This is a genomic window from Jiangella alba, from assembly GCF_900106035.1.
Lineage (GTDB): Bacteria > Actinomycetota > Actinomycetes > Jiangellales > Jiangellaceae > Jiangella > Jiangella alba.
Genome location: NZ_FNUC01000003.1, coordinates 499894 through 515455, shown reverse-complemented (window position 1 = coordinate 515455; position 15562 = coordinate 499894). Strand labels below are relative to the sequence as shown.

The following is a 15562-nucleotide window of genomic DNA, read 5'->3' as shown; positions in this document are numbered from 1 at the left end:
CCTTGCCCACTGCCCTCGCCCGCTGCCCTCGCCCGCTGCCGCCGACCTGGCGCAGCGGGCGAGTTGGTGTGGCGGGCGAGTTGGTGTGGCGGGCGAGTTGGTGTGGCGGGCGGGTTGGTGTGGCGGCAATCGGGCAGCCCGGGCGTGGGCGACGTGGAGGCGCGGGCGAGGTGGCCCAGCGGCAGGTCGGCGGCATAGGCGGAGTGGCGGCGCGGGCGAAGTCGCTCAGCGGCAGGTCGGCGGCATAGGCGGAGTGGCGGCGCGGGCGAGTCGACTGCGCGGGCGGGCGGGCGTTGGCGCGGGCGTTCGCGCGCGAGTGTGTCGGTGCCCGCCCGTAGGGTGGGACTCCCTCCCAGCCGGGCGGGCTTTGCACCCGGCCAACGCGAACGCCGACGTCGGGCAACGTGGCCCACGCCCCAGCCCAACGAGGACCGCAACCCCAGTAAAGCGGGCGCCACCCAGCGCAGCGAGGACCGCAAACCCCGGCGAGGCGGCCGCAACCCGACAAGGCAGGCACAACCCCGGCAAACGGGCGCACCACCACGGCGAGCCCGAACGGCCGGCACCGAAGCAACGCGGTCCGCCGACACCGAGCCAGGCGACGCAGCACCCCCGTTCGTCTGCGGGCGGGAGGTCGTTCGCTGGTGAAGTACGCTACCGGGGCGCGGCGGCCGGAGAGCAGGAGGTGCCATGAGGTTCGGCGTCCTGGGCCCCTTGACGGTCCACGACGACCTCGGGGCGGCCGTTCCGGTCACGTCGGCGAAGCAGCGGCTGCTGCTGGCGGTCCTGCTGTCGCGCCGCAACACGCGGGTGTCGGCCGATGCGCTGACGGAGGCGTTGTGGGAGGGTCGGCCGCCGCCGTCGGCGCGGGCGAACCTGCAGAGCTACGTGCACCGGCTGCGGCGGCTGCTGGGCGACGACCGCATCGTGCACGACCGGTCCGGCTACCAGCTCGAGGTGCGGCCCGGCGAGGCCGACGACGAGGAGTTCGAGCGGCTGGCGGCGGCCGGCCGGGAGGCGCTGGCGGACGGCGACCTCGACCGCGCGGCCGACCTGCTGCGCCGGGCCGGCGCGCTCTGGCGCGGGCGGCCGGCCTACGCGGAGCTGCCCGGGTCCAGCGCCGAGGCGGCCCGGCTGGACGAGCTGCGGCTCGCGGTCGTGGAGCTGCGCGTCGACGCCGACCTCGGCCGCGGTGAGCACGACCTGCTGGTCGCGGAGCTGACGGCGCTGACGGCCGCGCACCCGCTGCGGCAGCGGCTGTACCGCCAGCTCATGCTCGCGCTGCACCGGTCCGGCCGCACGGCCGACGCGCTCGGGGTGTATCGCCGGGCCCGGGCCGTGCTGGTCGAGGAGCTGGCCCTGGAGCCGGGCCCGGAGCTGCGCGACCTGGAGCAGGCCATCCTGATGGACGACCCCGCGCTGGCCCCGCCGCGGCCGGCGCGGTCGGCGCGGCCGGCGCACGCACGCCGGCCCGCAGAGCTGCCGCCCGACGACCCCGCGTTCACCGGGCGTCGCGACGAGGAGCGGCGGGTGGCCGGCTGGCTGACCGCCGGCGCCGTCGTGACCATCAGCGGGCCGGGCGGCGTCGGCAAGTCCGCCCTGGCGCTGCGGGCCGCGCACACGGCCGCCGCCGGCTTCCCGGACGGCCGGCTGTACGTGAACCTGCACGGCGCGACGCCCGGGGTGCGGCCGCTGACACCGCACGACGTGCTGGTCAGGCTGCTCGGGTCGCTCGGGGTCGAGGAGCGCGACGTCCCGGCCGACGGGTCCGCAGCGGCGGCGCTGTTCCGCTCGACGATCTCCGGGCGGCGGCTGCTGGTGGTGCTCGACGACGCCGACTCCGCCGCGCAGGTCCGGCCGCTGCTGCCCGAGCCCGGCAGCGGACCGGCGCTGCTGGTCACCGGCCGCCGGGTGCTCTCGACCATCGCCGGCGCGCATCGGCTGACGCTGGGCACGCTGGCCCCGGACGAGGCCGCCGAACTGCTCGCCGCGGTCGCCGGGCCGGACCGCGTGGCCGCCGAACCGGCGGTCGCCGCCGAGGTGGTGGCCTTGTGCGGGCTGCTCCCGCTGGCCGTCCGGGTGGCCGGGGCGCGGCTGCTGGCCCGGCCCGACTGGACGCTGTCGTCGCTGCGCGACCGCCTGGACGACGCCCAGCACCGCCTCGACGAGCTCGAGCACGACGACCTCGCGGTGCGGGCCAGCTGCGACGTCGCGTTCACGGCGCTGGACGACGCGCCCGCGGCGGTCTTCACCAGCCTGGGCTTGGCCGGGTTCGCCGACTTCACCGTCCACACGGCGGCCGCGCTGTCCGGGCGCACGCTGGCGGCCACGCGGCGGGCGCTGGACCAGCTCACCGAGACGCAGCTGCTGATCGCGGCGCCGGGCGACCGATTCACCCTGCACGACCTCGTCCGCCTCTACGCGCGCGAACGGGCCGAGCGGACGCTGACCCCGGCGGCCCGCGACGACGCGCTGCGCCGGGCGCTGCACCACTACCTCGCGACGGCACGGCAGGCCTCGCGGATGAGCGTCGCGTGGTCCGACCAGCACGCGGCCATCGGCCCCGAGACGACGCGGCCCGGCCGCACGCAACCCGGCCCCGACCTCCCCGACGGCCCGGCCATCTCGGCCTGGGTCCGCGCGGAGTCCGACAACATCACCGCCGCCGCCATCCATGCCGCCGCGCTCGACGGCGACGGCCCGGCGATCCTGGCCGGGCTGGCCGCGGCCATGGCGCACCCGCTGCGCAGCCAGGACCGGTGGGCCGACCTCGTCGCCATCGGCCGGCTGGCGCTGTCGGCGCTCGGCGACACCGGGCAGGCGCGGTGGCGCTCGAAGCTGCACCAGAGCCTCAGCGACGGCTACTTCATGCTGAACCGGCTGCCGGAGGCGCACGAGCACGGCCTCGAGGCGGTCCGCGCGGCGTACGAGGGCGGCGACCGCCACGGCGAGGCCGACGCCCGCAGCGCGCTCGGCTTCGTCCTGCACCACCGCGGCCGCACCGACGAGGCGTTCGCGCACTACCGCCGGGCGCTGGAGTTGCAGCGCGAGATCGCCGACGCCCGCGGCGAGGCGCTCACGCTCACCCGGCTCGGCGTCGGCCACCACCTGGGCGGCCGGCTCGACGACGCCGTCGCCTGCCAGGAGCAGGCGCTGCGGCTCGACGACAGGCCGCACCTCACCGGCATCGCGCTGTTCCGCCTCGGCGACGCCCACCTCGACGCCGGACGGCCCGAGCGCGCCCTCGGCTGCCTCGAGCGGGCCATCGAGGCGTTCCAGGCCTGCGGCTCCAGCGTCGACGAGGCACTGGCGCGGTGGCTGCGCGGCGACATCCTGCGGCTGCTCGGCCGCGACGGCGACGCCCGGCACAGCTGGCTCCGCTCGGCCGACCTCCTGCGCGAGATGCGCAGCCTGACCAGCGACGAGGCCGGCGACCTGCTGGGCGCACCGGTGCCGCGCATGCCCGACGTGCTGCGCCGCGGCCGCGACGCCCGCCGCCCTGCCTGACCGCTGGTCAGCGCGCATGTAGTGCCGGTGTAGCGGCGCCTGGGATCGTCGGCTCGGTTCATCCGAGCCAGATCACACTGACGTTCCGGAGATAGTGCGTGAAATCGACGATCCGTTCCCGAGCCATCGTTCCGCTGGCCGGCATAGCCCTGATCTTCGCCACCGCCGCCTGCGGGTCCGACGACCCGCCGGCGCCCGAGCCGCCGAGCGCCGACGAGCTCGAGCTGACCATGACCGAGCCGCCGCCCTCCGAGGGCGGCGACGCCGAGGCTGACGACGCCGAGGGCGACGACGCCGCGGCCGCCGGTGACGGCGACTACTGCGGGCTGCTGGAGTCGATGGGCAACGACCTGCTCAGCGGCAGCGCGGCCACCAACCCCGACGCCGCGTCCGGCCTGGTCGACGTCTACCGCGACCTCGCCGCCGCCGCGCCGGACGACGTCGCCGCGGACTGGACCGCGATGGCCGACGCCATGGAGTCGCTGGCGAACATCGACCCGGCCGACCCCGAGGCGCTCGAGGAGCTCGAGCAGCTCGGCGACCTCACCGAGGTCAGCCAGCGGCTGGGCGAGAGCGTCCAGTCGGAGTGCGGCTGACGGACGGACCGCGGCCCGGGTCACGCCCCCACGCGTGACCCGGGCCGCACACTTCACGGGAGCGGACGTTCGGGGGGCGTCCGCTCCCGCCGTCTGCGCACCACCAGCACCGCCGCGCCGGCCAGCAGCACCGTGGCCGCGGCGCCGAGGCCGGCCCGGAACCACGGGAACCCGTCGGTGACGTCGCCGGGCCGGACCAGCGCGAACACCTGCCGGTGGGTGCTCTCCACGACGTAGACGTCGCCGCCGGGGCCGAGCGCCAGCCCACCCGGAGTGAGCCGGTCATCCGACTGGTCCGGAGCCCACACCGCGGTCGTGATGGTGCCGTCCGGTGCGATCCGGCGCACCCCGTTCGGGGTCTGGACGAACACGTTGTCGGCGGCGTCGACGACGATGTCGCCGGGGAGGGCGAGCTGCGTCTCCGTGGCCGGGCCGCCGTCGCCGGTGTCGTCCGTGTAGTACAGGTCGTCGCCGTTGCCGCCGATCTTGCGCGCGTCCTCGTCCGGCCCCGCGGCGTACACCAGGTGGTACGAGGCGTCCGACACGTAGACGGTCCCGTCGCCGCCCACCGCCAGCCCGACCGGCTCGCCGAACAGCACGTCGGCGTACCCCGGCACGGTGGCGATGGTGCCGTCGGCGCGGATCTCGTACACCGCCTTGCGGACGTTGTCGAGCACGAACACCGTGCCCTCGGGGCCGACGGCGATGTCGCGCGGCGCCAGCGACTGCGCGGTCGCGAGGGTGCCGTCGACGATCGGGGTGTCGTCCGAGGGGCGGCCTCCGGCGATGACGACGCTGCGCCCGTCGGGGTACACCCGGGCGACCGTCTGCCCGAGGATCGCGTACAGCTCGCCGCCAGGGCCGGCGGCCAGTTCCCCGACCTGGGCCAGCTCCGCCGTGCCGCCGGGCAGCAGGTCGGTGAGGGTGTCGCCATCGGTGCTGCGCAGTCGCAGGGCGGCCGACTCGGCGATGGCCAGCGTCCCGTCCGGGCCGACGGCGATCCTCATGCCCGGAGACAGCTCCGCCTCGCCGAGCTGCTCGCCCGCTGCCTCCGCCGCACGGAAGTCGGCCAGCGTCTCGATGCCGCCGTCGGCGCCGATCCGCCGGACGAGGTCGGTGCTCTGGCTCGCGACGACGATCTCGCCGCCGGGGCCGACGTCGATGCCGCTGGGCTCGCCCAGGCCGGCCTCGGCCGCCGGGCCGCCGTCGCCACTCGCCTCCGGCGACCCGGTGCCGGCCACCGTCGTGATGACGCCGCTTGCGTCGACGTGCCGGACCCGGCCGTTGAAGGTGTCGGCGACGTAGAGGCCGCCGTCGGGCGCGACGGCGAGGTCGAGCGGCGTGTTCAGCTCCGCCTCGGCGGCCGGCCCGCCGTCGCCGGCGAAGCCGCCCTCGTCCTGGCCGTAGTAGCTGTCGCCGATCAGCGGGACGAGCACGCCGTCGGGCCGGATCATCCGCACGTACGGACGGCCGCGCTCGATGACGTAGAGGTTGCCCGCCGCGTCGGCGTCGATCGCGCTCGGCTCCCACAGGCTGGCCTCGACGGCGGGCTCGTCGTCGGCGTCGTCGGACCACAGCTCGCCGCCGCCGCCCACCCGCGTGAGCAGGCCGTCGGTGCCGATGCGGCAGATCATGCCGAGGTCGCGGTCGGCCAGGTAGACGGTGCCGTCCGGCGCGGCGACGACGTCGACCGGGTAGCTGAGCACGGCGTCGGTGGCCGCCTCGCCGACGCACGCCGCCACGGTCTCGCCGTCGTCGGGCCGGTCCGCCCCCGCGATGGTCTCGATGCGCCCGTCGGCGCCGATGCGGCGGATCCTGGCGTTGCCGGCGTCCGCGACGTACACGTTGCCCGCGGCGTCGACGTCCAGGCCGTCCGGTCCGCTCAGCTGCGCGGCCGTGGCCGGTCCGCCGTCGCCGGCGAAGCCGCCCTCGCCCGTTCCGGCCAGGGCCGACACGGCGCCATCGGCGTCGACCCGGTGGACGACGTTGCCCCTGGTGTCGGCGACGTAGCTGACGCCGTCGGGACCGGTCGCGACCGTCGCCGGGCCGGCCGCCGGGTCGACCGGGCGCACGGTCTCGGGCAGCACGTCCGCACTGCCGCGGGCGCCGGCCACGGGCACGAGGTCGCCGGGTTCCGCGTCCGGCCAGGGTGACCCGGCCGGTTCCACCGGCTCGGCGGGCGGCACCGGCGCACCCGGGTCGCTGACCCGGAAGATCCGGCTCCCCAGGCCGTAGTAGAGCGTGCCGTCGCCGCCGATCACGATGTCCTCGGCGCCGGACGGCAGCGGGGCCACGGTCGTGAGCTGGCCGTCCTCGGCGCCGAGCATCCGCAGCCGGCCGTTGCCGAGGTCGGTGATGTAGAGGTTGTCGTCGGCGTCGACGGCCAGCTGCCGGCCGCCGGTGAGCGCGGCGTCGCCGGCGGTCTCGCCCTCCGCCTGCAGGGCGATGTCCTCGCCGGAGATGACGTGCAGGATGCCGGCCGAGTCGATCTCGTACACCGAGCCGTCCATCTCGATGGTGAAGAAGACGCTGCCCGTGGAGTCGACCGCGACGCTGGTCGGGGCGTAGGTGTTCAGGCTCGAACCCGGCTGCCCCTCGGCCGAGGCCGGGTGGTCCTCACCGCCGCCGGCGATCGTGGTGATGATGTCGTCCGGGCCGATGCGGCGGATCCGGTTGTTGTCGGTGTCGGCGACGTAGACCATGCCGTCGGCGTCGACGGCGATGTCGGCGGGATCGTGCAGGTAGGCGTCGAGCGCGTCGCCGCCGGGGTCGGCGCCGTCCGGCGGCCGCTCCTCGCCACCGCCGGCGATCACGGTGACGGTGCCGTCGGGGGCGAACCGGCGGATGTCCCGGATCCCGGCGACGTAGACGCTGCCGTCGGGTCCGACGGCGGTGGCGGTCGGCGCGTTGCTGGGGCTGTACGTGCCCAGGCCGGGCACCTCGATGCCGTCGGTCTCCGGCGCACGCCGGCTCAGCGAGCCGGCCAGGGTGTCGATGCCGCCGTCGGGGGTGACGACCCGCACGCGCTTGTTGTAGCGGTCGGCGACGTAGAGGGTCCCGTCGGGTCCGGCGGCGAACCGGAGCTCGTCGTTCAGCCGGGCGTCCACGGCCGGGCCGCCGTCGCCGGAGTAGCCTCGTTCACCGGTGCCCGCGACGACGACCGGCAGGCCGGGGATCTCCTCCGGCGGCGGTGTCTCGCCTGCGGCGGGAACGGCGGCGGCCAGCAGGCCGCCGGTGAGCAGGAGGGCAGGTAGCAGCGCCCGGTTGAACACGTCTCCCCCATCGGGTCGGTCGGTCGCCGGCGGGTCGGCCGGCCGGTCGGTCAGCGCAGGGCGGACGGCGTGCGTCCCCGGCTCCAGCGGGTGAAGTGCACGGCGTGCACCACCCCCAGGACCAGGGCGAACACCGCGACGGCCATCGACGAGAGGCCGTCCGGGCTGAGGTCGGGCGCGGGATCGCCGGTGCCGGGCTTGGTGATCAGCATGATGATGATCAGCAGGCAGACGACGGCGATGCCCACCGGCAGCCCGCCCGACCGCGGCCGGAACGTCGCCACCAGCGTCAGCGACATCAGGATCAGGGCCAGCATGATGCCGAGCACCGCCGGGTCGCCGTTGTGGTTCGCGGCGGTCTCCCAGAGGTTGCCGAACCGGCTCTCGACGCCGCCGGTCTCGACGTCGACCCGGAGGTCGTCGAACATCGGCTTGAAGATCAGGCCGAGCCCGGCCACCGTCAGCGGGCCGTAGAGACGGGCGTACCCGTCGAACACCTTGCCGTCGTCGTCGCTGCTCATGGGGTTGTTCGTCCTTCCGTGGTGGGATCAGGGTCGGTGACCGCCCGGCGGCGGCGCACCAGCACCACGCCGGCCGCGGCGGCCAGCAGCGCGCCCGCACCGGCGCCGGCGGTCCACCAGGGGAAGCCGCCGGAGATCTCGCCGGGCCGGACCAGCGCGATCACCTGCCGGGTCGCGCTGTCGACGGCGTAGAGGTCGCCGCCGGGGCCGGCCGCCAGCGTGGTGATCCAGCGGTCGGTCTCCTCGTTCGGTTCGGCATCGAGGACGGTGGTGATGGTGCCCTCGGCGTCGACGCGCCGGATCCCGACGAGGTCGGCCACGTAGACGTTGCCGTCGGCGTCGGTCTCGACGTCGGCGGGCGACTGCAGGATCGCGTCGGCAGCGGGCCCGCCGTCGCCGGCGTCGCCGTTGATGATGGTGCTCTCGCCGACGCCCGCGAAGACCTCGGCCGGCTCGCCCGGCGCCGCGGCGTACACCAGGTTGGCGCCCTCGTCGGTGACGTAGGCGGTGCCGTCGGGGCCGACGGCGAGTCCGGACGGCAGCTCGAACGTGACGTCGTCGAACCCGGGCGTCGCCTTCAGCGCACCCTGGTGGTCGACCCAGTAGACCCGCTGGGTCGCGAGGTCGAACAGGTGGACCCGGCCGTCCGGCCCCACGGCGACGTCGCCGGGGCGTATCGTCAGGCCGACCGCCTGGGCGTCCTCCACCGCCGCCTGCTCCGCGCGCCCGCCGCCGGCGACGGTGACCCGCCGGCCGTCGGGATGCACCCGCACCACGGCGTCGGCCAGCGTGGCGTAGACCTCGCCGCCGGGACCGGTGGCGATCCGCCAGAGGTCTCCCAGCCGCCGGCTGGCCGGGCCCACTCCGACGAGGTCGGCGCCGTCGAGGCGGCGCAGCCGCTGCTGCCGCGGCTCCGCGACGAGCAGGGTGCCGTCCGGTGCGACGGCGATGGCCATGGGCGTGGCGAGGGTCGCGGCATCGGCCGGCTCGGGCGAGGTGCCGTCGTCGACGGTGAAGTCGGCGACGGTCTCGATGACGCCGTCGGGGCCGATGCGCCGGACGCGGTCCTCACGGGTGCCGGCGACGACGAGGGCGCCGTCGGGCGCGACGTCAACGGTGATCGGCTCGCTGAGGCCCGCCTCGGCAGCCGGGCCGCCGTCGCCGGAGTCCACTCGGGCGCCAGTGCCCGCGACCGTCTCGATGACGCCGTCGGGCCCGACCAGGCGGATGCGGTTGTTGAACGCGTCGGCGATGTAGACGCCCTCCGGCCCGGCGACGACGTCGCCCGGCGTGTTCAGCTCGGCCGTCACGGCCGGCCCGCCGTCGCCCGCGAAACCGCCCTCGTCCAGGCCGAACAGGCTGTCGCCGGCGAACGCGACGAGCGTGCCGTCGGGCCGGACCATGCGCACGTACGGCCGGCCGTCCTCGACGACGTAGACGTTGCCGTCGGCGTCGACGGTGATCGCGCCGGGCTCCCAGAGGCTGGCCTCGAGCGCCGGCTCGTCGTCGGCGTCCTTCGCCCACAGCTCGCCGCCGCCGGCCACCCGGGTGAGCAGGCCGTCGGGCCCGATCCGGCAGATCAGCCCGCGGCTGGAGTCTGACAGGTAGAGCGCGCCGTCCGGGCCGATGGCGACGTCGGACGGCATCCCGAGCACGGCCTCGGTCGCCGGCTCGCCCACGCAGACCGGCGGCGGCTCGTCGTCACCGGAGGCCCCGCTGCCGGCGACGGTGCTGATGACGCCGTCGGCGCCGACCCGGCGGACGGTGCGCGTAGCGGAGTCGGCGATGTACAGGGATCCGTCCGGGTCGACGGCGACGCCCACCGGGTTGTCCAGCTGCGCCTTGTCGGCCGGCCCGCCGTCGCCGCCGCCGCCCTGCTCGCCGGTGCCGGCCGCGACGCTCACCTCGCCGTCGGCGCCGACCCGGTGCACCACGTGCTGGGACGGGTCGGCGACGTAGCTGACGCCGTCCGGGCCCGCCGCGACGGACAGCGGCCCGAGGTACGGGTCGGGCAGTCGCACCGGCGGCGACGCGACCTCGCGGCCCGTCGCCGCGCCCGCCACCTCGACGACGTCGCCGGGATCGCGGTCCGGCCACGAGGACCCGGCCGGCGTCATCGGGTCGGCCGGCTCGTCGATGGTCTGCGGGAGCCGCCACACCCGGGTGCCGTCGACGTAGAGGACGGTGCCGTCGGCGGCGACCGTGATGTCGCCGACGGTGGCCGGCAGCGGGCCCGCGACCTCGATCATGCCGTCACGCAGCACCCGCAGCCGGCCGTTGGCGGCGTCGGTGACGTACAGCTCGTCGTCCGGACCCACGGCCAGCCGGCGGCCGCCGAGATCGGTCTCGCCGATCAGGTCCTCGCGCCGGTCCAGCACCGCGAGCTCGTCGCCCTCGATGACGCCGAGCACGCCGTCGGGGCCGACCTCGTACACGTCGGGGCTCATCTGGAGGGTGAAGTACACCGTGCCGGCGCCGTCGACGGCCACGCTGACCGGCGTGTACAGCTCGGCCTGCGTGGCGGGGCCGTCCAGGGCGTCCTCGACCTGCTCCTCGCCGCCGCCCGCGATGGTGGTGATGACGCCGTCGGCGCCGATGCGGCGGATCCGGCCGTTGCCGCTGTCGGCGAGGATGACGTCGCCGGCCGGGTCGATGGCGATGTCCTCGGGCGAGCGGATGCGTGCGTCGGCGGCCGCGCCGCCGTCGGCGTCGCCGTGCTCGATGTCGTCCTCGCCGGCTCCGGCCAGCACGGTGACCTCGCCGTCCGGCGAGATGCGGCGCACGTCCCGGTCGCCGGCCACGTAGATGCTGCCGTCGGGGCCGACGGCGCTGGCGATCGGCGGGTTCGCCGTGTCGGGCTCCGGCACGGCCGCGGCGCGGGTGCCCGGGACGGTGTCGATGACGCCGTCGCCGTCGACGAACCGCAGCCGGCCGTTCGCCCGGTCGGCGACGTAGAGCGTGCCGTCGGGGCCGGTGGACAGCCGCACGTCGACGTTGAGCCGCGCGTCGACCGCCGGCCCGCCGTCGCCCGAGTAGCCCTCGTCGCCGCTGCCCGCGACGGCGACGACCTCACCGGGCAGCGGCTCCGGCGGTTCCCCCGCCGGAGCCGCCGCCCCGGTGGCGAGCAGCAACCCGGGCAGCAGTGCTCTGAACGACAACGACGTTCCCCCTCCGGCGGATCAGGTACCGCCGGAGATCGTGACAGGGCCCGCTTTCCTCTGACTTTCACGCGCCTTTCGGCACGTCAGTCGCGCGGGGTGAGCTCCATCTGGACCTTGGACTCCTGCTCCATCGTCTGCCCGTCGGCCGTGATGACGGTCGACGTGGTGATGTCGCTGCTGCCCGAGACGGCGACCGGGAAGCTCAGCCGGCCGCCGGTGGTGCCGCTGCCGGAGCCGGTCAGCTCCTCCAGCTCCGCCGTGGCCCCGCCCATCTCGAGCGGTCCCGGCTGCCCCTGCTGCGCGATCTCGGCGGTCATCTCGTAGGAGTCGCCGTCGAACGACGTCAGTGTGTACGTGTAGACGTTGCAGAGCGTGCCGCCCAGGAGGTCGGCGCTCGTGGCGACGTCCCAGGTGGCGCCGACGCCGACCGGCTCGGTGGGCAGCGGGACGGTGAGGCTGGACAGCTGCGACTCGAACTGCTCGAGCAGCGGGACGAGCGACGGGTCGAGGCCCTCGGTGTCGTAGCCGCCGTCGATGAACGCGCCGCTGCGCGTGGACGTGACGGTGGCGGTGAGGCCGACCATGGTGTCGAGCAGCCCCTGCGCGGTGGGGTCGCCGCCCTCGATCTCGGCGCTGTCGTAGACGACCGTCATGGTGATCTCGTCGTCGGTGACGTCGTCGACGGTGATGACCATGCCCATCGTCATCGGCGGCACCGGCGCGGCCGGCAGCGACTCGCCGTCGATGGTGGTGCTGGTGGTCGTCGTCATGGTCATGGTGGTGGCGGCGGAGTCGCCGGCCGTGGGCGTGAGCTCCATCAGCGCGCGCGGCTCGTCGCCGGCATCGGCCACGACGGCCTGCGGCGGGCCGTCGGTGCAGGCGACGTCGGCGACTGGCTCGTCCTCGCCCTCGTCCTCACCCTCGCTCTCGGGCTCGGTCTCGTCGGACGCGGTCGCGGACGGCGCCGCGGTCTCCTCCGAGCCGCCGCCGGAGTCGTCGCCGCAACCGGCGAGGACGAGCAGGGCAGCGGCCAGCGGCAGGCAGCCGGTGATGCGGCGCACAGGGAACTCCTCAGAACGGGTCGGATGGATCGCCCGCACTCTAGCCGCTTGCGCCGGCAACCAGCGCCAGGACGACGCGCCTCAGCCTGTCGGGCCGCGGCCGCTCCAGCTCCACGCGTAGGCGCCGTCGTCGCTCTGCTGGCCCGCCTCGCCGATCTCCAGCGGCCGGAAGGTGTCGACCATGACCGCCAGCTCGTCGAAGTAGTCCTTGCCCAGCGCCCGCTCGATGGCGGCCGGCTGCGGGCCGTGCGAGTGGCCGCCCGGGTGCAGCGTGATGGAGCCCTGCCCGATGCCCGAGCCCTTGCGCGCCTCGTAGTCGCCGCCGCAGTAGAACATGACCTCGTCGGAGTCGACGTTGGAGTGGAAGTACGGCACCGGCACGGCCAGCGGGTGGTAGTCGACCTTGCGCGGCACGAAGTTGCAGATGACGAAGTTGTAGCCCTCGAACACCTGGTGCACCGGCGGCGGCTGGTGGATGCGCCCGGTGATCGGCTCGAAGTCGTCGACGTTGAACGTGTACGGGTACAGGCAGCCGTCCCAGCCGACCACGTCGAACGGGTGCGTCGGGTAGGTGACGATGCTGCCGACCAGCCCGGACGGCCCGTGGCCGCGGTGCTTGGTGTACACCTCGACGTCCTCGCCCACCGTCACGTACGGCTCGGCCGGGGCCGTCAGGTCGCGCTCGCAGTACGGCGCGTGCTCGAGGAACTGGCCGAACCGCGACAGGTACCGCTTCGGCGGCGTGATGTGCGAGTTGGCCTCGACGACGTACGCGCGCAGCGGGCCGTCACCCGTCGGGACCCAGCGGTGCACCGTGGCCCGCGGGATGATCGCGTAGTCGCCCTTGCGCACGCGCAGCAGGCCGAACATCGTCTCGAGCGTGGCCTCGCCGTCCTCGACGTAGACGCACTCGTCGCCGATGGCGTTGCGGTAGAGCGGCGACGACTCGCCGGCCGCGACGTAGGCGATGCGGACGTCGCCGTTGCCGAGCAGCAGCCGCCGCCCCGTCACGACGTCGAACGCCTTCCAGTCCTTGCCCGGGAAGAGGTCGTGCGGCTTGAGGTGCAGCGGCTTGAGCGGGTGGTTGGCGACGGTGCGGGCGTCGGGCAGCTCCCAGATGCGGGAGTCGACGATGGCCGACGGGACGCCCTCGTGGTAGAGCAGCGACGAGTCGGACGAGAACCCCTCCTCGCCCATCAGCTCCTCGTAGTAGAGACCGCCGTCGGGCTTGCGGAACTGGGTGTGCCGCTTGGGCGGGACCTGGCCGACGCTGCGGTAGAACATCTCCGTCACCTTCTCGGCAGTTGTTCGGATATCGGACGCACTTGCCCGTATATCGACCAGGGTCGAGGATGGGTCCGACAGGTGTCAAGGAGGACGAGACCAGCCATGCCCATTCCCCCGCTGTTCGAGCGGCTGATCGACGACGCCGCCGTGTTCCCGCCCGGCTCGCTGCCGCTGCCCGAGGCCGTGCCGGCGCATGTGGGGCACCGTTCGGCCTGGTACGCCGCGCTGGTCGGGCCGCTGCTGTGCCCCGCGTCGTCACTGGAAACGCTGGCCGGGCTGGTGCGCGAGGCGCCGGCGCCGCTGGAGGTGGCCGTCGTCGTCGACACCGGGACGGCCGGCGTGCTGGCCGCCGCCGACACCGTCGCGCAGGACGCCGGCCTGGTGCTGCGCGGTGTCGAGGTGCCGCTGCGCGGGTCGCCGCTGGGCGAGAACGCGCGCCGCACGGTGGCCGCGCTCGACGCCGCGCTCGGCGGGCCCGACGACGACGAGCCGGCCTACGTCGAGGTGCCGCGCGAGTTCGGCTGGGAGACCGCCCTGGACGTCATCACCGACTCCGGGTACCGCGCCAAGCTGCGCACCGGCGGGCCTGCCGCCGACGCCGTCCCGTCCGGCGACGAGGTGGCGGCGTTCGTCCTCGCGTGCCTCGACCGCGGGGTGGCGTTCAAGTTCACCGCCGGGCTGCACCACGCCGTGCGCCGTCCGTCCGAGCACGGGTTCCTCAACCTGCTGCTGGCCGTGGGCCGGGCGGCCGGCGGCGGTTCCGCGGCCGAGGTCGCGGCGGCGCTGTCGATCGACGACGGCGCCGCGCTGGCGGCCGAGGTCGGCGACCTCGGCGCCGCTCCGGTGCGCCGCTGGTTCGCGTCGTACGGCTCGTGCAGCATCGCCGAGCCGCTGGCCGAGCTGGGCGAGCTCGGGCTGGTGGCACCGTGACCTGGCTCGCGCTGAGCGACGACGACCCGTTCGACGCGTGGACGCTGCCGTACGGCGTCTTCTCGGTGGCCGGCGGCTCGCCCCGGGTGGGCGCCGCCGTCGGCTCGTGGGTGCTCGACCTCGCGCCGCTGGCCGGCGCCGACCTGTTCGCCCACCCCACCCTGAACCCGTTCCTGGCCGCCGGGCGACCGGTCTGGGACGCCGTGCGTGCGCGGCTGCTCGAGCTGGTCACCGACCCGCGGCACCGCGACCTCGTCTCGCCGCACCTCGTTCCGGCGGCGGACGTGACGCTGCGGCTGCCGTTCGAGGTGGCCGACTACGTCGACTTCTACGCCTCGCAGACGCACGCCGAGAACGTCGGCCGGCTGTTCCGCCCCGCCAACCCGGCGCTGCCGGCGGCGTGGCGGCAGCTGCCGATCGGCTACCACGGCCGGGCCGGCACCGTCGTCGTCTCCGGCACCGCGGTGGCGCGGCCGTCCGGACTGCGCCGGGCGGGCGGGCCCGGCTCGCCGGTCGAGTTCGGGTCGTCGCTGCGGCTGGACATCGAGGCCGAGGCGGGCTTCGTCGTCGGGGCGCCGTCGGCGCTCGGGTCGCCGGTGCCGGTCGGGGCGTTCGAGGACCACGTGTTCGGCATGGTGCTGGTCAACGACTGGTCGGCGCGCGACATCCAGGCCTTCGAGTACGTCCCGCTCGGCCCGTTCCTCGGCAAGTCGTTCGCCACGTCGGTGTCCGCGTGGGTGGTGCCGCTGGCCGCGCTGGCGCACGCCCGGGTGGCGCCGCCGCCGCGCTCGCCCGCGGTCGCGTCCTACCTGCGCGACGCCGAGCCGTGGGGGCTGGACGTGTCGTTCGAGGTGGAGTGGAACGGCACGGTGGTCTCCCGGCCGCCGCTGCGCTCGCTGTACTGGACGCCGGCGCAGATGCTGGCCCACCTCACCGTCAACGGCGCCTCGCTACGCACCGGCGACCTCTACGCGTCCGGCACCATCAGCGGGCCCCGCCCCGGCGGCAGCGGCTGCTTCCTGGAACTGACCTGGAACGGCGCCGAGCCCGTGACCCTGGCCGACGGCTCATCCCGCGCCTTCCTGCTCGACGGCGACACCGTCACCATCCGCGCCACCGCCCCGGGCCCGGCGGGCGGTCGCATCGCGCTGGGCGAGGTCACCGGCACCGTCCACCCATGATCATCAACGAAACGGGTCACTCTGGCAGCCCGTTTCCTTGATGGTC

The 15562-nt window shown here is 75.2% G+C and carries 9 protein-coding genes; 4 read left to right on the top strand and 5 right to left on the bottom strand.

The genetic code is table 11. The features are described from left to right. Positions 1-690: 690 nt before the first annotated feature. Together BLV02_RS05020 and BLV02_RS05015 are read left to right on the top strand one after the other, a co-directional pair. On the top strand, positions 691-3507 hold the full coding sequence (locus BLV02_RS05020; RefSeq protein WP_069113062.1) for an AfsR/SARP family transcriptional regulator: 2817 nt from the start codon (positions 691-693) through the stop codon (positions 3505-3507). Between the two features lie 98 nt (positions 3508-3605). After that, on the top strand, positions 3606-4103 hold the full coding sequence (locus BLV02_RS05015) for a hypothetical protein (protein ID WP_069113061.1): 498 nt from the start codon (positions 3606-3608) through the stop codon (positions 4101-4103). 53 nt (positions 4104-4156) lie between these two features. Here BLV02_RS05015 and BLV02_RS05010 read toward each other — a convergent pair whose 3' ends face one another. The 5 genes from BLV02_RS05010 to BLV02_RS04990 all read right to left on the bottom strand — a co-directional run bounded on the left by BLV02_RS05010 (position 4157) and on the right by BLV02_RS04990 (position 13402). Then, positions 4157-7375, bottom strand: a complete 3219-nt coding sequence (locus tag BLV02_RS05010; protein ID WP_069113060.1) for an NHL domain-containing protein — start codon at positions 7373-7375, stop codon at positions 4157-4159. 50 nt (positions 7376-7425) lie between these two features. Then, positions 7426-7896 (bottom strand): hypothetical protein, encoded by a 471-nt coding sequence (locus BLV02_RS05005; RefSeq protein ID WP_069113059.1) that lies wholly within the window; start codon positions 7894-7896, stop codon positions 7426-7428. After that, entirely contained in the window at positions 7893-11054 is a 3162-nt protein-coding gene (locus BLV02_RS05000; RefSeq protein ID WP_143045044.1) for an NHL domain-containing protein, read from the bottom strand. Before BLV02_RS05000 ends, BLV02_RS05005 begins: the two co-directional genes overlap by 4 nt. An 86-nt stretch (positions 11055-11140) precedes the next feature. After that, on the bottom strand, positions 11141-12118 hold the full coding sequence (locus BLV02_RS04995) for a DUF6263 family protein (RefSeq protein WP_069113057.1): 978 nt from the start codon (positions 12116-12118) through the stop codon (positions 11141-11143). 81 nt (positions 12119-12199) lie between these two features. Beyond that, complete coding sequence (locus tag BLV02_RS04990; RefSeq protein ID WP_069113056.1) at positions 12200-13402, bottom strand: homogentisate 1,2-dioxygenase; 1203 nt, start codon at positions 13400-13402, stop codon at positions 12200-12202. 105 nt (positions 13403-13507) lie between these two features. Between BLV02_RS04990 and BLV02_RS37055 the strand changes: the two genes are divergently transcribed. Further along, positions 13508-14335, top strand: a complete 828-nt coding sequence (locus BLV02_RS37055) for a hypothetical protein (protein ID WP_069113055.1) — start codon at positions 13508-13510, stop codon at positions 14333-14335. Continuing rightward, positions 14332-15516 (top strand): fumarylacetoacetase, encoded by a 1185-nt coding sequence (gene fahA / locus BLV02_RS37050; RefSeq protein ID WP_216094370.1) that lies wholly within the window; start codon positions 14332-14334, stop codon positions 15514-15516. Before BLV02_RS37055 ends, fahA begins: the two co-directional genes overlap by 4 nt. Positions 15517-15562: the final 46 nt, after the last annotated feature.